Source organism: Actinoplanes sp. NPDC049681, from assembly GCF_044465265.1.
Classification (GTDB): domain Bacteria; phylum Actinomycetota; class Actinomycetes; order Mycobacteriales; family Micromonosporaceae; genus Actinoplanes.
The window spans coordinates 321980-340521 of sequence record NZ_JBITLP010000010.1 but is presented as its reverse complement, the minus strand read 5'-3'; the positions used below and the strand labels follow the sequence as shown (position 1 = coordinate 340521).

The 18542-nt window shown below is 72.0% G+C and carries 16 protein-coding genes, 1 pseudogene and 1 riboswitch; of the genes and pseudogenes, 12 read left to right on the top strand and 5 right to left on the bottom strand.

Annotated elements, in window-relative coordinates; genetic code table 11:
* Positions 1-1143 carry a PLP-dependent cysteine synthase family protein gene (locus ACIBO8_RS33805; RefSeq protein ID WP_396119494.1) on the top strand — a complete coding sequence of 381 codons (1143 nt, stop codon included), beginning with the start codon at positions 1-3 and terminating at the stop codon, positions 1141-1143.
* A gap of 24 nt (positions 1144-1167) precedes the next feature.
* A complete protein-coding gene (locus tag ACIBO8_RS33800; RefSeq protein WP_396119493.1) occupies positions 1168-2679 on the top strand; it encodes a hypothetical protein in 1512 nt (503 codons plus the stop codon).
* Here ACIBO8_RS33800 and ACIBO8_RS33795 read toward each other — a convergent pair.
* The 3 genes from ACIBO8_RS33795 to ACIBO8_RS33785 all read right to left on the bottom strand — a co-directional run bounded on the left by ACIBO8_RS33795 (position 2676) and on the right by ACIBO8_RS33785 (position 5995).
* Positions 2676-3299, bottom strand: coding sequence for a putative glycolipid-binding domain-containing protein (locus ACIBO8_RS33795; RefSeq protein ID WP_396119492.1), 624 nt, complete (start codon positions 3297-3299; stop codon positions 2676-2678). The genes ACIBO8_RS33800 and ACIBO8_RS33795 overlap by 4 nt on opposite strands.
* Positions 3300-3404: 105 nt before the next feature.
* The gene (locus tag ACIBO8_RS33790; RefSeq protein WP_396119491.1) at positions 3405-5396 is read right to left on the bottom strand and encodes a DEAD/DEAH box helicase; all 1992 of its coding nucleotides are present in this window, start codon (positions 5394-5396) and stop codon (positions 3405-3407) included.
* Positions 5397-5635: 239 nt separating this feature from the next.
* Positions 5636-5995: a hypothetical protein gene (locus ACIBO8_RS33785; protein WP_396119490.1), complete on the bottom strand. Its 360-nt coding sequence runs from the start codon at positions 5993-5995 to the stop codon at positions 5636-5638.
* Positions 5996-6182: 187 nt separating this feature from the next.
* Between ACIBO8_RS33785 and ACIBO8_RS33780 the strand changes: the two genes are divergently transcribed.
* The gene (locus ACIBO8_RS33780) at positions 6183-6437 is read left to right on the top strand and encodes a hypothetical protein (protein WP_396119489.1); all 255 of its coding nucleotides are present in this window, start codon (positions 6183-6185) and stop codon (positions 6435-6437) included.
* A gap of 1392 nt (positions 6438-7829) precedes the next feature.
* On the opposite strand, the gene ACIBO8_RS33775 is transcribed toward ACIBO8_RS33780, so the two are convergent.
* Complete coding sequence (locus ACIBO8_RS33775) at positions 7830-9557, bottom strand: NlpC/P60 family protein (RefSeq protein WP_396119488.1); 1728 nt, start codon at positions 9555-9557, stop codon at positions 7830-7832.
* A gap of 258 nt (positions 9558-9815) precedes the next feature.
* Between ACIBO8_RS33775 and mqnE the strand changes: the two genes are divergently transcribed.
* From mqnE to ACIBO8_RS33730, 9 genes and pseudogenes are all read left to right on the top strand, one after another.
* Positions 9816-10985: an aminofutalosine synthase MqnE gene (mqnE, locus tag ACIBO8_RS33770; protein WP_396119487.1), complete on the top strand. Its 1170-nt coding sequence runs from the start codon at positions 9816-9818 to the stop codon at positions 10983-10985.
* 285 nt (positions 10986-11270) lie between these two features.
* On the top strand, positions 11271-11648 hold the full coding sequence (locus tag ACIBO8_RS33765) for a hypothetical protein (RefSeq protein ID WP_396119485.1): 378 nt from the start codon (positions 11271-11273) through the stop codon (positions 11646-11648).
* A 12-nt stretch (positions 11649-11660) separates the two neighbouring features.
* Positions 11661-12377 carry a DUF4229 domain-containing protein gene (locus ACIBO8_RS33760; protein WP_396119484.1) on the top strand — a complete coding sequence of 239 codons (717 nt, stop codon included), beginning with the start codon at positions 11661-11663 and terminating at the stop codon, positions 12375-12377.
* Between the two features lie 125 nt (positions 12378-12502).
* A pseudogene (locus tag ACIBO8_RS33755) lies at positions 12503-13810 on the top strand (M14 family metallopeptidase); the annotation flags it as partial.
* A 69-nt stretch (positions 13811-13879) separates the two neighbouring features.
* Positions 13880-14197 (top strand): PadR family transcriptional regulator, encoded by a 318-nt coding sequence (locus ACIBO8_RS33750; RefSeq protein WP_396119483.1) that lies wholly within the window; start codon positions 13880-13882, stop codon positions 14195-14197.
* Positions 14197-14874, top strand: a complete 678-nt coding sequence (gene lepB / locus ACIBO8_RS33745) for a signal peptidase I (RefSeq protein WP_396119482.1) — start codon at positions 14197-14199, stop codon at positions 14872-14874. The genes ACIBO8_RS33750 and lepB overlap by 1 nt, the downstream gene beginning before the upstream one ends.
* A gap of 39 nt (positions 14875-14913) precedes the next feature.
* Positions 14914-14974: riboswitch (cobalamin riboswitch) on the top strand.
* Between the two features lie 93 nt (positions 14975-15067).
* The gene (locus ACIBO8_RS33740) at positions 15068-15973 is read left to right on the top strand and encodes an ABC transporter substrate-binding protein (RefSeq protein ID WP_396119481.1); all 906 of its coding nucleotides are present in this window, start codon (positions 15068-15070) and stop codon (positions 15971-15973) included.
* Positions 15970-17010, top strand: a complete 1041-nt coding sequence (locus ACIBO8_RS33735; protein ID WP_396119480.1) for a FecCD family ABC transporter permease — start codon at positions 15970-15972, stop codon at positions 17008-17010. Before ACIBO8_RS33740 ends, ACIBO8_RS33735 begins: the two co-directional genes overlap by 4 nt.
* Complete coding sequence (locus tag ACIBO8_RS33730) at positions 17007-17771, top strand: ABC transporter ATP-binding protein (RefSeq protein WP_396119479.1); 765 nt, start codon at positions 17007-17009, stop codon at positions 17769-17771. Before ACIBO8_RS33735 ends, ACIBO8_RS33730 begins: the two co-directional genes overlap by 4 nt.
* Here the strand turns inward: ACIBO8_RS33730 and ACIBO8_RS33725 are convergent.
* On the bottom strand, positions 17761-18522 hold the full coding sequence (locus ACIBO8_RS33725) for a VOC family protein (protein ID WP_396119477.1): 762 nt from the start codon (positions 18520-18522) through the stop codon (positions 17761-17763). The genes ACIBO8_RS33730 and ACIBO8_RS33725 overlap by 11 nt on opposite strands.
* Between the last annotated feature and the right edge of the window lie 20 nt (positions 18523-18542).

Below are 18542 nucleotides of genomic sequence, written 5' to 3'. Positions count from 1 at the left end.
ATGCTGCATCTCGACCGCTGTGACCCGGCGAAACGGGATTGGGTGAGCGACGCGATCGCCCTGGTGGAGGCCGACGCGAACCGCTCGGCGGACACCCACCTCCTGCCGTTCCCGCTGCCCGCCTCCTGGGGCATCGACCTCTATCTCAAGGACGAGTCCTCCCACCCCACCGGTTCGCTCAAGCACCGACTGGCCAGATCCCTTTTCCTGTACGCCCTCTGCAACGGCTGGATAGGCCCGGACACCCCGGTGGTGGAAGCCTCCTCGGGCTCGACCGCGGTCAGCGAGGCGTACTTCGCCCGGATGCTCGGCCTCGAGTTCATCGCGGTCATGCCGGCGAGCACCTCCCACGAGAAGATCTCGCTGATCGAGTTCCAGGGCGGCAAATGCCACCTCGTCGACGACCCGACCGCGGTCGTCGCCGCGGCCCGCGCCCTCGCGGCCGACCTCGGCGGCCACTTCATGGATCAGTTCACCCACGCCGAGCGGGCCACAGACTGGCGCGGCAACAACAACATCGCCGAGTCGATCTACGCGCAGCTGGCGCTGGAACGACACCCCCTGCCGGCCTGGATCGTCGTCGGCGCGGGCACCGGCGGCACCAGCGCCACCATCGGCCGGTACGCCCGCTACCGGCGTTTCCCGACCCGGCTCTGCGTCGTGGACCCGGAGGGATCGGCGTTCTGGCCCGCGTACCAGAAACAGGACTGGGGAATTCGCACCGGCCGCGGCTCTCGCATCGAAGGCATCGGGCGCCCCCGCGTCGAGCCGTCGTTCCAGCCCGCGGTGGTGGACCGGATGATCCCGGTGCCGGACGCGGCGTCGCTGGCGGCCATGCGAGCCGGCTCCAAGGTGCTCGGGCGTCGCGTCGGCGGATCCACCGGCACGAACCTGTGGGGCGCCTTCGGCCTCATCGCGGAAATGCTCGAGGAGGGCCGTAAAGGCTCCGTGGTGACCCTGATCTGCGACGGCGGGGAGCGGTATACCGACACCTACTACTCGGACGCCTGGGTGGCGGAGCAGGGGATGTCGCTGGAGGCGCCGCTGGCCATCATCGACGGGTTCCTTGCCGGCGGGGTGTGGCATGCGCCGGGATCAGGGGCAGCGCTCGGGAGTTCGACCTGCGAGGATGGGGCCCGGTAAAGGGATTCATGTCAAGGAGCGCGCGTGCCCGACGGCGACGAGGTCACCAATCCGCCGGCTGCGCCCGTCTTTCCCCACGCTGCGCCCTTCATTCCCTCGCAGCGGGCGCCGCATCCTTCCGAGGCGGGTTCCGGCTTTGCCTCGCCGACTTTTCCGGCCGGCGCCGGCCCTGCCTCCGGCTTCCCGGGCGGCGGCGTTGCCCCTGGCCCCCCGGCCGGCGTCGTTCCCGGGTTCGTCGAGCCGCGGCGCGGCCCGGGGCGTGGGCTGCTGGTCGGCGGGGCCCTCGCCCTGGTCGCCGCGCTGGCCGTCGGTGCCGGCGCCGTCTACGTCGCCAACCGCGAGCCGCTCGGCGCCGAGGCGGCGGTCCCACCCGCCCATGCCCTTCCCCTCACCCCGTTCGAGCAGGTGAACGCGCTCCTCAAGGCGCAGGCCACGGCCCTGGTGCGGGGCGACGAGAAGGGCTGGCTGGCCGCCGTCGATCCGGCCCAGCCCAAGCTCAGGACCCGCTACCGGTCCATGTTCCGGTCGCTGCGCGGGCTCGGCGTCAGCTACTTCGAGTACAAGACGTACGTCCGCGCCCAGCGCAAGGATCGTTCCGGCCGCCTGAGCGTCGGTGCGGACGTCGCGTACTGCTACGCCGACGACAACTGCGTCGTCGAGAAAGGCCCCGACTCGGACGGCCCCCCTACCGTGGCGCAGGAGCTCGACCTGAGGTCGGTCAAGGGTGGGTGGGTCATCACGGCGCTGACGGCGAGGAAGAACCCGGCCGACGAGCAGTTGGCTCCCTGGGCAACGAGCGACCTGGTCACCGCCAAGGGCAAGCGCGTCACGCTGGTGGCCGGCCCCGGCGAGCAGAAGTATTTCCGGCGGCTGCTGCCGATCGCCGACCGGGCCGCCACGGTCAACGACCGCTTCGCGGGCCTCGTCGGCAACCCGCAGAAGCGATACCGGATCTACTTGGCCGGCCCCCGGCAGTGGAAGACCTGGTACGGCGGCATGACCGACAAATGGATCGTCGGGTACGCCCTCCCGCTCCACGAATCCGGCACCGACGTGGTGCTCAACATGGCCGAGCTCAAGGACGACGACCGGTTCCTCGCCACCACGGTCCAGCACGAGCTCGGCCACGTGGTGACCGTCGGCGGCGTGCATCGGCGTACCTATGGCGGCGCGGGCACCATGTGGCTCAAGGAGGGCATCGCCGAGTACATCGGCTGGTATCCGCAGCCGGCGACCGCCAGCTGGCGCCGCCAGGCGGTCCGTGAGGCCGTGCACGGCAGCCGGCGGCCGACCTCCATCGCGATGAAGTCCCTGGGCCCGGACGCGCGCAGCCAGGAGGGCGACGCGTTCTACGGGCTCGGCCACTTCGCCGCGGACTGCATCGCCACGAAGTACGGCCAGCGCGCCCTCTTCACGTTCGTCCGGCTCTACTTGCGGGAGGACCGGGACCTCGACCCGGCGTCGCAGGAGGCGTTCGGCCGGCCGTTCAAGAGCGTCGACCGGACCTGCGTCGCCTGGATCCGCGACCGGGCCTAGGGCCGGCGCTGCGCGAGACCGGGATATTCGAGCACGAAGCCGTCGTCGTCCACCCGGAGATCCGCGTTGAAGGTCTCGTTGGCGAAGCGCACCCGGCCGTCGCCCAGCGCGGTGTAGATCTGGTCCGCCTGGATCACCTCGAGGCTCGGCAGCAGCACCCACACCACGCTGACCCGGTGCGCCACGCCGGGCTCCGCCTTGTCCAGCCCGAGCCGGCGGATCGGCAGGGTGTTCGTCAGCGGCGACCCGGTCAGGTCGACGTCGTATGCGCCGACCAGCAGGTCCGGGTCCTCGGTGCCGGCCAGCCCGGCGCCGGCATGCCCGGCCGCGGTCAGCGCCGCGTCCAGATCACCCTGTTCAGCGGTGGTCACCCGCCATCGCCCGCCGTCGGCTTCCATCCGGAGGGTACGGCTCCAGCCCCCGCCCTCGGCCGTCACCTCGATCGAGGTGGTGACCCAGGACGGATCGGTACGGATGTCGTACCGCGCGGTGTAGGCGATGGGATCCACCGCCAGCGCGGTGCCACGCGCGTGCAGGCCCGTGCGCGCGTCGACCAGCGTGTGTTCGGCACCGGTGGTGTCCCGGCGCTCCCAGAAGAGCGAACGAGGCAGGACGGACATGCCAGCACCTGTACCCGGCGTACCGGGGCTCGAACCGGAACAGGCGGCGTACAGCACGAGGGCCCCCGGCTTTCGCCGGGAGCCCTCGAAGTGAAGCAGGTGCGATCAGTGCGTGTGCGCGGGGCGACCCTGGTATCGGCCGTTGCCCGGCTCGCGCCGGTCGTTGCGGCCGCTCTCCCGGCGGAAGCCGCCGGGACGGTCGCCGAGCGTGCGGGACGAGCGGTCGCCGAAGCTGCGCTCGCCGCGCGGCCGGTCACCGTATCCGCCCCGGTCGCCGAAGGTGCGCTCGCCCCGGGGCCGGTCAGCGTACGACCGGTCGCCGCCGGGCCGGTCACCGTAGGTGCGCTCGCCGCTGGGCCGGTCACCGTAGGTGCGCTCGCCGCGCGGGCGGTCACTCGCCGGACGGTCGCCGTAGCTGCGCTGCTCGCCGCGGGGGCGGTCGCCGCCGAACGAGCGCTCGCCGCGCGGCCGGTCGCCGTACGGACGGTCACGGTCGCCCCACGGCCGGTCGCCGCGCGGACGGTCGCCGTAGCTGCGCTCGCCGCGCGGACGGTCGAACCCACCGCGCTGCGGGCGGTCACCGAAGCGACGCGGACGGTCGCCTCGCTCGCGACGCGGCTCCGGCTCGTCCTTCACCGGTACGCCGCTGGGCTCGCGCGCGCCGGTGACCTCGGCCAGCTTCTCGTCGCCCAGACGCACGCGCACCTCGGCCGGCGCGACGCCCGCCCGCTGCATCATCGCCTGGGTGCTGCGACGCTGCTTCGGCAGGACCAGCGTCACGACCGCGCCGGACTCGCCCGCCCGGGCCGTACGGCCGGCACGGTGCAGGTAGTCCTTCGGGTCCTTCGGCGGGTCCACGTGCACGACGAGCGAGATGCCGTCGACGTGGATGCCGCGCGCGGCGACGTCCGTGGCGACCAGCACGTTCGTGCGGCCTTCCTTGAACTCGGCCAGCGTGCGGGTGCGTACCCGCTGGGTCTTGCCGCCGTGCAGCGCACCGGCGCGGACACCCACCGCCGCGAGCTGCTCGACCAGCCGGTCCACGCCCATCTGCGTGCGGGCGAAGACGATGGTCTTCCCCGCGCGGTTGGCGATCGACGCGGTGATCGGGAACTTGTCGTGCGGCGGGATCAACAGCAGGTGGTGGTCCATCGTGGACACACTCGCCTCGGCCGGTGCGGTCGAGTGCGTCACCGGGTCGGTCATGAACCGCTTGACCAGCGCGTCGACGTCGCCGTCGAGGGTCGCCGAGAACAGCAGCCGCTGAGCGTTCGCCGGGGTCTTGGCGAGCAGCTCGGTGACCTCGGGCAGGAAGCCCATGTCGGCCATCTGGTCGGCCTCGTCGAGGACGGTGACCTCGACGTTGTCGAGCTTGCAGGCGCCACGCTCGATCAGGTCGCCCAGCCGGCCCGGCGTCGCCACGATGACCTCGACGCCGCGGCGCAGCGCATCCATCTGGCGGTCGTACGGCACACCGCCGACGGCGGTCTTCAGGAAGACGCCGACGGAACGGCCGAGGGGCATGAGCGCGTCCGCGACCTGCATCGCGAGCTCGCGGGTCGGCACCAGGATCAGGGCCTTGGGGTGGTGCGGCAGCGCGCGGCCGCCCTGGGCGACGCGGGCCAGCAGGGGCAGGCCGAACGCCAGGGTCTTGCCGGATCCGGTCTGACCGCGACCGAGCACGTCCCGGCCGCTGAGGGCGTCCGGCATCGTGGCGGCCTGGATCTCGAACGGGGTGGTGATGCCCTCGCGGTTGAGGACGCGCACGAGCTCGGCGGGGAGACCGAGGTCGGCGAACGACTTGGTGGCCTCGACGATCGCGGCGTCGTCGTCGGCGGTGAGCTCCGCATCGGCCGTGGCCGCTGCGTCAACGCTGACCGTGGCCTTCGCCGTGACAGTTGCGTCGGCGGTGATCTCTGTGTCCGCCGTGACAGTCGCGTCGGCGGTGCTGTCTGCGGCGAGGGTGACCTCTGCGTCCGCCGTGAGGTCGGTGTCCGCTGCGACGATCTCGACGTCTGCGGTCGTCGGGTCGGCGTGCTCGGGGGAGGGGGTTTCGAAGACGGACGGGAACGTGCTGGGATCAGCGAAAGTGGTCAAGAGAACCTCTCTACGGGGGCGCATGCTCGCGAATGGCCCGCCGCGGCTGCCGAAAGCTTGCCGCTGAATTGCCCGCAAGAACGCCCGTGGCGTGCACCATGAGGGCACGCCAGGTCAATTACTGCCATCAGTGTACGGGGCAACGTCGCAGACATCGCCCGCATTCCGCGCCGGTAGTGGGCAGGCTCACCCTTCGGCGCAACCTCGCCAGCTTAGGCGGGGACGGGGCGGGCGACAAGCTAATCCTTGAAGACTCCACCGATCATGTTGCTGAACGCGTCCCCGACGGTGAAGAGGAACAGCAGGCTGACACCGACCAGTACGAGCAGCACGATGAGCATGGCGACGACCACCTTGACGTTGCTGCGCCGCTGCGCCTCGGGGGCATCACGCCAGCCCTGGGCCAGGATGTGGCCGGTCAGCGAGCCGGAGTTCTCCATCGGATTGGTCATCACGGGCATCGTCATGTCGGCGGGCGCGTAGTCGGCCAGGCCGCCGTACACCGTCCCGTCACCCCGCTGCTGCGGCACGGCGCCCGGCTGTCCGAAACCCGACCCGTACGTCGAGGACGGCGCCGACGCACCGGCCCCCGCGGACATCGTTCCGCCGAATGGCTGCCGAGCACCGCCCGATGCACCGACCCCGAAGGGAGAGTGCGACCCCTGCGCTGCGAAGGGCATGGTGGCATCGCTCGAGGCGTGGTTCACGGCGCCGGCGCTGAACGGCATTGTCGCGTCGCTTCCGGCCGTCGCTGCCGCGGCGTAGCCGGCGCCGGCAGTGAAGGGCATGGTGGCATCGCTCGGGGCCTCGCTCGCCGCGGCCGTGGTGAAGGGCATGGTCGAGTCGCTCGAACCGGAGGGGCTCGGCGCGGCTGACGTGAAGGGCATCGTGGAGTCGCTTCCAGTGGTGGCGCTCGCTCCGCCGGACCGGGACCCGGACTGGCCGGCGGCGGCCGTGGTGAAGGGAACGGTCGAGTCGGGCGGGGCGAAGTGGCTTGCCGCCGACGGCGTCGACGGGCCGGCGATGACCGGTGCCGAGTAGCCGGAAGGCGGTGGGGTGCTCACCGGGCCGGTGGCGGGCGGCACCGTGTAGGACGGCAGGCTGCTCGCCGCGGGCGAGGCCGGCCGCGAGGTGGGTGGCGGGGTCGGCGGCGCTGAGAAGGTCGGCGGCCCCGGGAACGGGCCCGGTGGCGGACCCGGCACGGGAGACGGTCCCGGGCCCGGAGGCACGGGGTTGGGGCCGGGGCCGGGCGGGATCGGGTTCGGGCCCGGACCGGGTGGCACCGGGTCGGGGCCGGGTGCCGGCGGCATCGGGTCGGGCCCTGGGCCGGGCGGCACGGGACCCGGAGGCACCGGCGACGGGCCGGGCGCGGGCGACGGCTCGGGAGCCGGCGAGGGAGCTGGGCCGGGCGCCGGGGTCGGGAACGGCGCCGGCTCGGGGCGGGTGGGCTTCGGCGGCTCCGGCTTCGCGGGCCGCGGTTCCGGCGTCGACGGCTCCGGCAGGTCCGGTTCCGGTGTCGACGGCTCGGCGGCCTTCTGCTCCGGCTTCTCGATCGAGCGGGTGCCGTAGACCTTGGCCTTCCCGCCACCCGGCCGGATTGCCGGGCGATCGTCGGCCGTACCCGGCACTGTGGCCCGCGCGGCGTCGGCGCGGGGCGGTGCGGACACCGGACGCGCCGATCCGCCGGCCTTCGGGGAGCTCTCGGCCTCCGGGAAGAACGCCGTGCGATCCGCCTGACCGGACGGGCCGCTGACCGGCGCGGAGCTGGGCACGGAGGCGGACCCGGAGACGGGTGCGGAGCTGGGTACCGAGGCGGAGCCGGGGACCGGCGCGGAGCTGGGCACGGAGGCGGACCCGGAGACGGGTGCGGAGCTGGGTACCGAGGCGAAGCCGGGGACCGGCGCGGAGCTGGGCACCGAGGCGGACCCGGAGACGGGTGCGGAGCTGGGCACGGAGGCGGAGCCGGAGACGGGTGCGGAGCTGGGTACCGAGGCCGATCCGGAGACCGGCGCCGAGCTGGGTACCGAGGCGGAGCCCGAGACGGGTGCGGACCTGGGTACCGAGGCCGATCCGGAGACCGGCGCGGAGCTGGGCACGGAGGCGGAGCCCGAGACCGGCTTGGCGGCGCCGGTCGGTCCGGAGGACGCCCACAGCGCGCCGGCGGCAGGCGGTGGCGGCAGCTCGTACCCTTGATCGTTCTGCGGCCCGGAACCGCTCGCCGGCGTCGGCGCAGCTGGCGGCTTCGTGCCGTCGCTGTCCGGTTTCGCCTGCTGCTCGTCCATGGGTCCTCCCGATCGCCGCCACCCGCGAGCGACGTCACTGCCGGACGCCGGGCAAGCCGAAATGCCGGGCGTTCGTCCCTACCGTGCCATATCACCGCTCATGAGCGCACCCGGCGTCAACCGGTCTGCGGTGTCAAGATCCGGTCTCCGCTCAGCCGTTACCGGATTGTTTCGCCTCGGCCGACTTCGAGGCCGAGGCCGACACCACCGGCTTGCTGGTGGACGACGACGAGGCGGGCGCCTTCGAGGAGGTGGCCGAGGCCGTCGGAGTCTTCGTCGAGCCGGAGGTCGGTGCCGAGTTCGACGGCGAGGTGCCCTGACCCTGGGACTTGGTCGGCGACGGGTCCCCGGTGGGCGGCGCGCTGGTGGCCGACGGCGTCCCGGACGGCTTCGGGCTCGGGCTCGACGAGGACGGCTTGGGGCTCGGGCTCGAGGACGACGGCTTGGGGCTCGGGCTCGACGACGACGGCTTCGGGCTCGGGCTCGACGAGGACGGCTTCGGACTGGGGCTCGAGGTCGACGGCTTCGGGCTGGTCGGCGGCTTGCTCGACGGCTGCGGCGACGGCGAGTGGTTGCTCGGCGTCTCCGGGTCCGGCGCGCCCAGGGCCGGGCCCTCGACCGTGCCCTCCACCGAGCCGTAGATCCGGGTCGCCGAGAACAACCGGCTCCAGCGTACGGGGGTGAGCCGCACGTTCAACCCGGTGCGCGGGGCCTCGACCATCATGCCCTTGCCGGCGTACATGGCCACGTGGTGGATGCCGGTCCAGCTGGCGGACGAGCTGAAGAAGAGCAGGTCGCCGGGGAGCAGCGAGTAGCGGTCCACGGTCTTGCCGCGGGTCTGGTAATACTGGTCCTTCGACACCCGGGCGAGCGGGAAGCTGCCCGCCGCCTCCGAGCGGTACGAGTAATACACCAGGCCCGAGCAGTCGAACATGTTCGGGCCCTCTTCGGACCACACGTACGGATCACCGCGCTGCGCCAGGGCGATCTTGAGCGCCGCGATGGCCCGGGGGTCGGCGCCCCGGCCCGCGTTCTCGCCCGCCAGGTAATCGGCGCCGATCTGGGCGTCCTGGGCCGCCTGGGCCGCGTCCGCCGCGTTGATCTCGGCGGCGTGCTCCTGCTCGAACTTCTGCTGGGCGGCGACCTTCTTGTCGAGCGCCGCCTTCTTCTTCGTGCGGTCGGTGGTGAGCTGGTCGACCTTCGTCCGCAGGCTCTGCTGCTCGGCGACGGCGGCCGTGAACGCCGCCTGCACGATGGTCAGCTGGCGGGCGGCGGCCTGCTGAGTCGCGGACTCGCCCCGCTGCAGACGGGCCAGGGAGTCGAGGTCCTGCAGCCCGGATCCGAGCGTGCCCGGGGGGAGCGCGGCGGCGCTGCGTACGGCAGTGGCAGCCGCCGCCTCGACCTCCTGCTGCGCCGCCGTCACGGCCTGCTGGCCCTGGACGACCTTCTGATCGGCCGTGGCGAGCTGCGTACGCGTGAGGTTGAGATCCTCGTCGAGCTTGTCGAGCTCCTCGCCCTTGGCCGCGATCGCGGTGCGGCCGGCCTCGACCTTCTTCAGCAGCGGAGTGGTGGCCACGCCGGTGACCGGCGTGACGGTGGCCGGGGCGGTCGGGGTGCCGGGCTTCTGCCCCGGCAGCGTGATCGCGCCGATGGCGATGGGACGCGAACCGGCGTCGGGCACCGCACCCGGCGCTCCCAGGGCCGCGGCGGGCAGGGCGCCGGGGACTCCGGGCGCTGCGGCCGGGACTCCGGGCACGGGCGGTGCGCCGGGTGCCGCGGGAGGCGCGGCCGGGACCGCGGCGGCCGGCAGCGGACTGAACAGAGCGGCGATCGCGGCGGCGGTCGCGGCTGAGCAGGCGAGGGGGCGCCAGGGAAGCACGCGGAGCACTGCTCGGCCCCGATCCTGCCTCGTCCTGGCCATGCGTACCCCGTCCGCGAGCGGTTGCCAGCCGGCGGTTGCCGTCCCCATAAAGGTCATACCCCAACACCTGTACCGGTGTCGATTGATTCGAGTTGAAAGGACCCTGAGAATCGAAAGTCGGTGACGTGAGCTGCGCCGCCCTCTCACGGACGGGTCCGGACTTCTGTCGGAGGCAGGACGTACGCTCGACCCACCGCGAACGTGAGAGGGGCCCAGATGGACGTCGGACTGAAGCGTGAGCTCGAGGCCAAGGTCTACGCCGGTGAGCGGCTGACGCGCGAGGACGGCATCGCCCTCTACGACTCCGACGACCTGGCCTGGCTGGGACGGCTGGCGCACCACAAGCGCACCGAGATGAACGGTGACCGGGTGATGTTCAACGTCAACCGGCACCTCAACCTGACGAACGTCTGCTCGGCCAGCTGTGCGTACTGCTCCTTCCAGCGCAAGCCGGGCGAGAAGGACGCGTACACGATGCGCATCGACGAGGCGGTCCGCAAGGCCAAGGAGATGGAGGACGAGCAGCTCACCGAGCTGCACATCGTCAACGGCCTGCACCCGACCCTGCCCTGGCGCTACTACCCCAAGGTGCTGCGCGAGCTGAAGGCGGCGCTGCCCAACGTCAACCTCAAGTGCTTCACGGCCACCGAGGTGCAGTGGTTCGAGAAGATCAGCGGCCTGCCCGCCAGCGAGATCCTCGACGAGCTGATGGACGCCGGCCTCGAGTCGCTGACCGGCGGCGGTGCGGAGATCTTCGACTGGGAGGTCCGCCAGCACATCGTCGACCACAACTGCCACTGGGAGGACTGGTCCCGGATCCACCGGCTGGCACACCAGAAGGGCATGAAAACCCCGGCAACCATGCTGTACGGCCACATCGAGGAGCCCCGCCACCGGGTCGACCACGTGCTCCGCCTCCGCGAGCTCCAGGACGAGACGGGCGGGTTCGCGGTCTTCATCCCCCTGCGCTACCAGCACGACTTCGTCGACTCGGCGGACGGCAAGATCCGCAACCGCATCCAGTCCCGCACGACGATGGCCGCGCCGGCCGAGTCGCTCAAGACCTTCGCGGTGTCCCGGCTCCTGTTCGACAACGTGCCCCACGTGAAGTGCTTCTGGGTCATGCACGGTCTCTCGGTCGCCCAGCTCTCCCTCAACTTCGGCGTCGACGACCTCGACGGCTCGGTGGTCGAATACAAGATCACCCACGACGCCGACTCGTACGGCACCCCGAACACCATGCACCGCGGCGACCTCCTCGACCTGATCTGGGACGCGGGCTTCCAGCCGGTGGAGCGCAACACCCGATACGAGGTGGTTCGCGAGTACGACAAGCCGACCTCCCTGGCCGAGCGTCGCAGCGAACCGCAGCAGGTCTGGGCCTGACGCCGAGCCCGCCCGCAAGCAGCCGCGGACGACCGGGACCGCATCCCTGACGGGCGCGGGCGCGGTCGCGTGCTCGCGGGCGGAGGTGGCGCCTTCGCCGGTGGGGGCGCCCGTGCCGGGGTGAGTGATACCGGGGCTTCGCCGGTGGGTGCGGGCGTGCCGGGGTGAGTGGTGCCGCGCCCGCGGTGTGGGCTTCGATCGCTCGTTCGCCGGCGGCGTACCCTCGTGGTTGTCATGGCCGAGACTCAGAGTGCGCGTCGTCCGCGCCGGGATGCGGATGGGCGGTTGGCGACCGTTCAGGATCTGCTGGGGGTGGCGCTGGCCGGGCTGTTGGCCGGACTCGTCATCCTGCTGCTCTTCGAGGGCGTCATGTCCCTGGTGCGCGCCTCGGAGTTCGGTGGGGCCAGTGGGTGGATCGCCATCGTGCTGCCGGTGTGGTTGTTCACCGAGGAGTACAGGGCGGCCGGCTACGGGGCGTACCGGGTCGTGGTCGCCGCTTTGGCCGGGGGTTTCGGGGTCGCCGTCGGTATGACGCTCGCCGGGCTCGCCGCCCCGGTCTTTCCCCCGCTGGTGAGTGGTGCTGTGGGTGCGCTCGGCCTCACCGTCGTCTACTGCCTGGTCTGGTTCTACGGCCTCCGGTGGCTCAGCCACCGCGCGGGCTGACAGGAGTTCGTGATGAGTCCCGCCCTCAAGTACTCGCTCGGCCGCCTCGCGCTGTTCGTCGTGGTGTTCGTGCTGCTCCTGCCGGTGCCGCTGAACCCTCTGGTCACGGCGATGATCGCGTTGGTCGCCTCGGCGGGTTTCTCCTACTTCCTGCTGGCCAAGTGGCGCAACGAGATGGCCGACCAGCTCGGGTCGGTCGCGCAGCGGCGGGCCGCGGAGAAGGAGCGGTTGCGGGCCGCGCTGGCCGGCGACGAGGCCGCGGCCGCCGCGGGTGACCGGGCCGCCGAGCCCGCAGCGACCAGCAAGACCGCGGTAACGGCCGCCACCGCTTCCGCCGCGGCGGCCACGGCCGCCACCGCCGCCGCGAGCCCGACCGTGACCAGCCCGGCCAAGGGCGGCCCGGCCAAGGGCGGCCCGGTCAAGGGGAACCGGACCAAGGCCAGCCCGGCGGCGACGGGCAGCCTGGCGGCGGCACAGGGCCCCGCGACGGACAGCCCGGCGGCAGGCGGTGCCGCCACGGACAGCCCGGCGGTAGATGGTCCGGCCACAGACAGCCCGGCGGCAGGCGGTGCCGCCACGGACAGCCCGGCGGTAGACGGTCCGGCCACGGACAGCCCGGCGGCAGACGGTGCTGCCACGGACAGTCTGGCCCCGGCCGGCCCGGCGGCAGCTGCGACGGCCGCCGAGACGGCGCAGCGCCCCGGCAACGGCGACACCAGCGGTTCCTGACGTCATCACGCCGACGTAGGGGGCACTTTGGCATGGCCGCCCGGCCGTAGATTCCATTGCCAAACGTCGATTCTGGGTGGTGCAGTGACGGGGTTCGGACGCTTCTGACCCCCGGGAGGTCGTTCATGAGACGACGCGTCACCGGCCTGGTCGCGGCCGCCACCGCCGGCCTTGCCCTGATTGCCGCATCCGCCGCCACCGCCCAGCCCGCCACGGCCCAGCCCGCCACCGCGGAGCTGCGCGCCGACAGCTCGGCCCAGTACGAGATCTACGACGTGCGTACCCTCGCCCAGCGCAACACGATCGCCAGCACCGGTGTCTCCATCGACGCGGTCGAGCATGCCGTTGTCGAGGTGACCGCCACCGCCGCCGAGGTGCGGGCGTTGCGGTCGCTCGGCTTCACGGTCGAGAAGATCGATGCCGCCGGCGCGAGTGGCGATGTGTCCACGCGGGACTTTCCGTCGCGGGATGCCGCCTACCACAACTACTCGGAGATGGTCTCCGAGGTGAACACGGTCGTCGCGCAGTATCCGGCCATCGCGAGCAAGCGGGTGATCGGGAAGACGTACCAGGGTCGCGACATCGTGGCCGTCAAGATTTCGGACAACGTCGGTACGGACGAGAGCGAGCCCGAGGTCCTCTACGACGCCAACCACCACGCGCGGGAGCACCTCACCGTGGAGATGGCGATCTACCTGCTGCATCTCTACACCGACGGGTACGCGAGTGACACGCGCATCCGGAACATCGTGAACAGCCGCGAGATCTGGATCATCCCGTCGGTCAATCCGGACGGTGCGGAGTACGACATCGCCACCGGCAGTTACCGGTCGTGGCGCAAGAACCGCCAGCCGAACTCCGGTTCCTCGTACGTGGGCACCGACCTGAACCGCAACTACGGCTACAAGTGGGGCTGCTGTGGTGGCTCGTCCGGCAGCCCGGCCTCGGAGACGTACCGGGGCAGCGCGGCGTTCTCGGCCCCCGAGACCAAGGTTGTCCGTGACTTCGTGCTGAGCCGGGTCGTCGGCGGGATTCAGCAGATCAAGGCCACCATGGACTTCCACACGTACTCGGAGCTGGTGCTGTGGCCGTTCGGCTACACCACCGCGGACACGACCACCGGCATGACGGCCGACCAGTACAACACGTTCGCGACGCTGGGCCGGCAGATGGCCGCGACCAACGGCTACACCCCGGAGCAGTCCAGCGATCTGTACATCACCGACGGCGACCTGCTCGACTACCTGTGGGGTACGCAGAAGATCTTCGCGTACACCTTCGAGATGTACCCGACGAGTTCGGCGGGTGGCGGCTTCTATCCGCCGGGCAGCGTGATCCCGCGTGAGACGTCCCGCAACCGGGAGGCGGCCCTGCTGCTGGCCGAGGTGGCGGACTGCCCGTACAAGGTGATCGGCAAGGAGTCGACGTACTGCTGATGGCGGGCGGCGGCCACCCGCCAGGACGGGTGGCCGCCGTTAGTCGAGTTATGTAGACTTTCACGCATGCCGAGGATGTCGCACGCTTCGCCGCAGACCCTGCGGGTGTTCGAGGCCTTACTGGCCGAGCCCGCGCGGTGGCGCTACGGATACGACTTGAGCAGGGAGACCGGCCTGGCGTCGGGGACGCTCTACCCGATTCTGATGCGCCTGTCGGGCCAGCAGTTGCTGGACACCGGCTGGGAGGCCTCCGACGAGCCCGGCCGCCCGCCGCGGCACACCTATCGGCTCACCGCCGACGGGGTTCAGCTCGCCACCGCCCGGCTGGCCGCCGCTGCCGAGAAGGCGCGGGGCCGTGCCGCCTTCGTGCCCCGGGAGGCGTGATGGCGATCGTGCGGAGGGTTTCGCGGGGGGTCCTGGTCGCGGCGGTACGGGGGCGCCGCGAACGGGGCGGCCCCTGGGGCGAGGCGGCGCTCGCCGAGTTCGACCAGACCACCGGCGGCTGGGAGGCGGCGCGCTGGGCGGCCGGCGGGTTGCGTACGGCGTGGCGCGAGCGCCGCGAGTTGTCCCGCCGCCTTCCCCGGCCCGTACGCGTGCAGCGCCGCATCGTCCCAGCGGCCGTGACCGCCGTCGTCACCGCGGCGCTGGTCAACCAGTTCGCGCTCAGCATGCGATACATGCCCAGCGAGGCCATGGCGCCCACCGTGCCGGTGACCAGCCGGTTCGTGGTCGACAAGGTGAGTTACCGATTCACCGGCATCGACCGGGGTGACATCGTGGAGTTCGCCATTCCCGAAGGGGGCCGGTCGTTGAAGCGCGTGATCGGGTTGCCCGGTGACACCATCACCTGCCGCGACGGCCGCGTCTGGCGCGATGGCGTGCCACTCGACGAGCCGTACCTGAAGGATGCCCGGACCACCGACTGCGGTGCGCCGGTGACGGTGCCGACCGGTCATCTGTACGTCCTCGGCGACTCCCGCGAGCTCTCGCGGGATTCCCGGCAGTGGGGGCCGATTCCGGCGGGATCGGTCGACGGGCGCCGTCTCCTGAACGTCTGGTAACCGCGTGGGATAGCGTCAGGGTGACCGCGTCGCAGCGAAGCCGGTGGGATTCCGGCGCTGTCCCGCAACTGTGAAGTCCTGTCCTCGAGGCGAAGCCAGGTCGCCTGCACGCCGGTCGCGACATCGCGCTCTCGACGGAGGAGTGCATCGCGGGCCGGGACCCCGGTCGGCGTTGCCCGGCAGGAGGACCAGGATGAAACGGCTGATGACCGCCGCGATCGCGGCGACCGCGCTGCTGCTCGGCGGCTGCGGTGGCGGGGACGAGCCGAAAGCGCAACCCGCGGCGAGTGCGAGCGGGGCCGCCTTCCCGGCCTCGGCGGGCGGCGTCACGCTCGACCGGCGGCCCGAGCGGATCGTGTCGCTGGCGCCGACCGCCACCGAGATGCTCTTCGCGATCGACGCCGGGCCGCAGGTGGTCGCCGTCGACGACCAGTCCACGTACCCGGCCGATGCGCCGCGGAGCGATCTGTCCGGCTTCAAGCCGAACGCCGAGGCGATCGCGGCGAAGAACCCGGACCTCGTGGTGATCTCCGACGACCTCAACAAGATCGTGGACCAGCTCACCAAGCTGAAGATCCCGGTGCTGCTGACCCCGGCGGCGCAGAAGCTCGAGGACTCGTACGCCGAGATCCGTCAGCTGGGCACGCTCACCGGTCACGCCACGGAGGCGAACGCGCTGGTCGAGCGGATGGGCACCGACATCGACAAGATCGTCAAGGGGGTGCCGCCCCGGTCGGCGCCGCTGAGCTACTACTACGAGCTGGACCCGACGTACTACACCGTCACGTCGCAGACCTTTGTCGGTTCGATCTTCGCCAAGTTCGGGCTGACGAACGTCGCGGACGGCGCCAAGACCGCGTACCCGCAGCTGTCGCAGGAGGCGCTGATCGCGGCGGACCCGGACATGATCTTCCTGGCGGACGGCAAGTGCTGCGCCCAGTCGGCGGCGACCGTGCGGGCCCGCAAGGGGTGGGCCGGCGTGACCGCGGTGAAGACCGGCCAGGTCATCGCGCTCGACGACGACATCGCCTCCCGGTGGGGACCCCGGGTCGTCGATCTGGTCCGGGCCGTGGCGGATGCGGTGGCCAAGGCTCCATGAGCCGGCCCGCGGGGCTGCGGGTCGCCTGGGTGGCGGGGGGCGCGCTCGCCGTGGCGGTCGCGCTGGTCGTCGGCGTCGCTGTCGGGCCGGTCACCCTCCCGCCCGCCGGTGTCGCTGCCGAGCTGCTCAATCTCCTTCCGGGGGTACGGCTGCACAGCGGCCTCTCCGAGCGCGAGGTCGCCATCGTCACCGAGCTGCGCCTGCCGCGCGTCGTCCTGGGGCTGCTGGTCGGTGCCCTGCTGGCGCTGGCCGGCGCGGCGTACCAGGGGGTGTTCCGCAACCCGCTCGCCGACCCGCACCTGCTCGGCGTCGCGGCCGGGGCCGGGCTGGGCGTCACCGCCGTGATCTCGTTCCGGCGCGGCACGGGCGACGTCACCGCCGGCCTGCCGATCGGCGTACCCGTGGCGGCTTTCGTCGGTGCGGTGGCCGCGGTCGTGCTGACGTGGCTTCTCGGCGGGGCCGGTGGTCGCGCCCGTACCCCGGCGACCTTGATCCTCTCCGGGGTGGCCGTGTCGGCGTTCCTGTCCGCCGCGCAGACCTATCTCATGCAGCGGCACACCGATTCCATGCGCGAGGTGTACGCGTGGCTGCTCGGCCGCCTCGCCACCGCCGGCTGGCACGACGTGCTGATCGTGCTCCCGTACGCCGCGGCCACCTGCCTGATCGTGCTCGCCCACCGGCGCGAGCTGGACGTGCTGACCGTCGGCGACGAGGAGGCGACCAGCCTGGGGCTGCACCCGCAGCGCAGCCGTTACCTGCTCGTGGTCGCCGCCTCGCTGGGCACCGCGGCGGCCGTGTCGGTCTCCGGCCTGATCGGCTTCGTGGGCATCATCGTGCCGCACACGCTGCGGCTGCTGGCCGGGCCGAGCTACCGGTCGATCCTGCCGCTGTCGATCCTCTACGGCGGGGCGTTCCTGGCCCTGACCGACCTCGTGGCGCGGACCGTGGCCAGCCCTGCCGAGATCCCGATCGGGGTCGTGACGGCCTTCTTCGGCGCGCCGTTCTTCGCCGTCGTCCTGCGCAGGACCCGCACATGATCTCGGTTTCCGGAGTGCGGGTCCGGCTGGGCGGTACGCCGATCGTCGACGGCGTCGACCTCGACGTGGCGGACGGCGAGTGGGTCACGATCATCGGACCGAACGGCGCGGGCAAGTCGACGCTGCTGCGGGCGGTCGGCGGGCTGGTCCCGTACGAGGGAAGGGTTTTGCTCGGCGGCCAGGAGCTGGACCGGCTGTCCCGGCGGGAGCGGGCCCGGAGCTTGGCCACGGTGGCCCAGTCGCCCATCGTGCCGCCGGCGATGCTCGTGTACGACTACGTGCTCCTCGGCCGTACGCCCTACATCCCCGCGCTGGGCCGCGAGTCCGCCTCCGACCTGGCCGTGGTCGACGAGGTCCTCGGGGCGCTGGATCTGCGTACCTTCGCGGGCCGCAGGCTGGACACCCTCTCCGGCGGCGAGCGGCAGCGGGTCTTCCTCGCGCGGGCCCTGGCGCAGGGCGCCGGCATCCTGCTGCTCGACGAGCCGACCAGCGCGCTCGACATCGGTCACCAGCAGGAGGTGCTCGACCTCGTCGACCGGCTACGGGCCGAACGCGGCCTGACCGTGCTCGCCACCATGCACGATCTCTCGACCGCCGGCGAGTACGCCGACCGCATGGTCCTGCTGGCCGCGGGCCGGGTCGTGGCCCGGGGAACCGCGCGGGAGGTCCTGACCGAGGAGCTGCTGGCCGAGCACTATCGCGTACGGGTCAGGGTGATCGACGGGGAGCGCGGACCGCTCGTCGTGCCGGTCAGGCGTTAGCACCCTGCAGCAGCGCGAAGAGGCCGCCCTGCGGGTCCTCGAGCACGGCGTACCGGCCGATGGGCAGCTCCGACGGCGGGCGCGCGACCCGGGCGCCGAGGGACTGCGCGTACGCGGCCGACTCGTCGCAGTCCGCCACCGCGAAGTAGATCATCCAATGTGGGGACAGGTCCTGCGGCCAGGTGGCATCCATCACCTGCATGCCGGCGACGGTCTCGCCGGCCAGCTCCCACACGATGTACGGCAGCCCCTGCACCGAGATCTCGCGTGCCACCCAGCCGAACACCGTGCCGTAGAAGGCGGCCGTACCCTCCACGTCCCGGGTGACCAGCTCGTTCCAGGCCAGGGACCCGGGTACGTCGAAGACGTCGGCGCCCTTCATCGTGCCGGGCTGCCACACGCTGAAGGGCGCGCCGGCCTGGTCGAGAAAGGCCGCCATCCGGCCCTGGTACATCACGTCGAAGGGCGCGACGAGCACCTTGCCGCCGGCGGCCTCCACCCGGGCCGCGACCGCGTCGGCGTCGTCGGTGGCGATGTACGTGCTCCACGCCGTCGGCTGGCCCTCGCCGAAGAGCGGGCCGGCTCCCGCCACCGCGCGCCCGTCGAGGCGGAACGTGGTGTAGCCGCCGTATTCCTCGCCGGACACGTCGGCCTCCCAGCCGAACAGCCCGGTGTAGAAGCGGGTCGCGTCCCCCAGGTCTGCTGTTCCCAGATCGACCCAGTTCGGCACACCGGGCGTCGGACGGGTCATGAGGGGCTCCTCGCGAGTCA

Excerpts from the sequence above, each read along its gene's own strand:
- ACIBO8_RS33785 (WP_396119490.1), bottom strand. The coding sequence starts at position 5,995 with ATGTCCGCGGGGGCCGGTGCGTCGGCGCCGTCCTCGACGTACGGGTCG.
- ACIBO8_RS33735 (WP_396119480.1), top strand. The coding sequence starts at position 15,970 with ATGAGCCGGCCCGCGGGGCTGCGGGTCGCCTGGGTGGCGGGGGGCGCG.
- ACIBO8_RS33805 (WP_396119494.1), top strand. The coding sequence starts at position 1 with ATGCTGCATCTCGACCGCTGTGACCCGGCGAAACGGGATTGGGTGAGC.
- ACIBO8_RS33725 (WP_396119477.1), bottom strand. The coding sequence starts at position 18,522 with ATGACCCGTCCGACGCCCGGTGTGCCGAACTGGGTCGATCTGGGAACA.
- ACIBO8_RS33730 (WP_396119479.1), top strand. The coding sequence starts at position 17,007 with ATGATCTCGGTTTCCGGAGTGCGGGTCCGGCTGGGCGGTACGCCGATC.
- mqnE (WP_396119487.1), top strand. The coding sequence starts at position 9,816 with ATGGACGTCGGACTGAAGCGTGAGCTCGAGGCCAAGGTCTACGCCGGT.
- ACIBO8_RS33750 (WP_396119483.1), top strand. The coding sequence starts at position 13,880 with ATGCCGAGGATGTCGCACGCTTCGCCGCAGACCCTGCGGGTGTTCGAG.
- ACIBO8_RS33795 (WP_396119492.1), bottom strand. The coding sequence starts at position 3,299 with ATGTCCGTCCTGCCTCGTTCGCTCTTCTGGGAGCGCCGGGACACCACC.
- ACIBO8_RS33740 (WP_396119481.1), top strand. The coding sequence starts at position 15,068 with ATGAAACGGCTGATGACCGCCGCGATCGCGGCGACCGCGCTGCTGCTC.
- lepB (WP_396119482.1), top strand. The coding sequence starts at position 14,197 with ATGGCGATCGTGCGGAGGGTTTCGCGGGGGGTCCTGGTCGCGGCGGTA.
- ACIBO8_RS33780 (WP_396119489.1), top strand. The coding sequence starts at position 6,183 with ATGGTGGCATCGCTCGGGGCCTCGCTCGCCGCGGCCGTGGTGAAGGGC.
- ACIBO8_RS33760 (WP_396119484.1), top strand. The coding sequence starts at position 11,661 with ATGAGTCCCGCCCTCAAGTACTCGCTCGGCCGCCTCGCGCTGTTCGTC.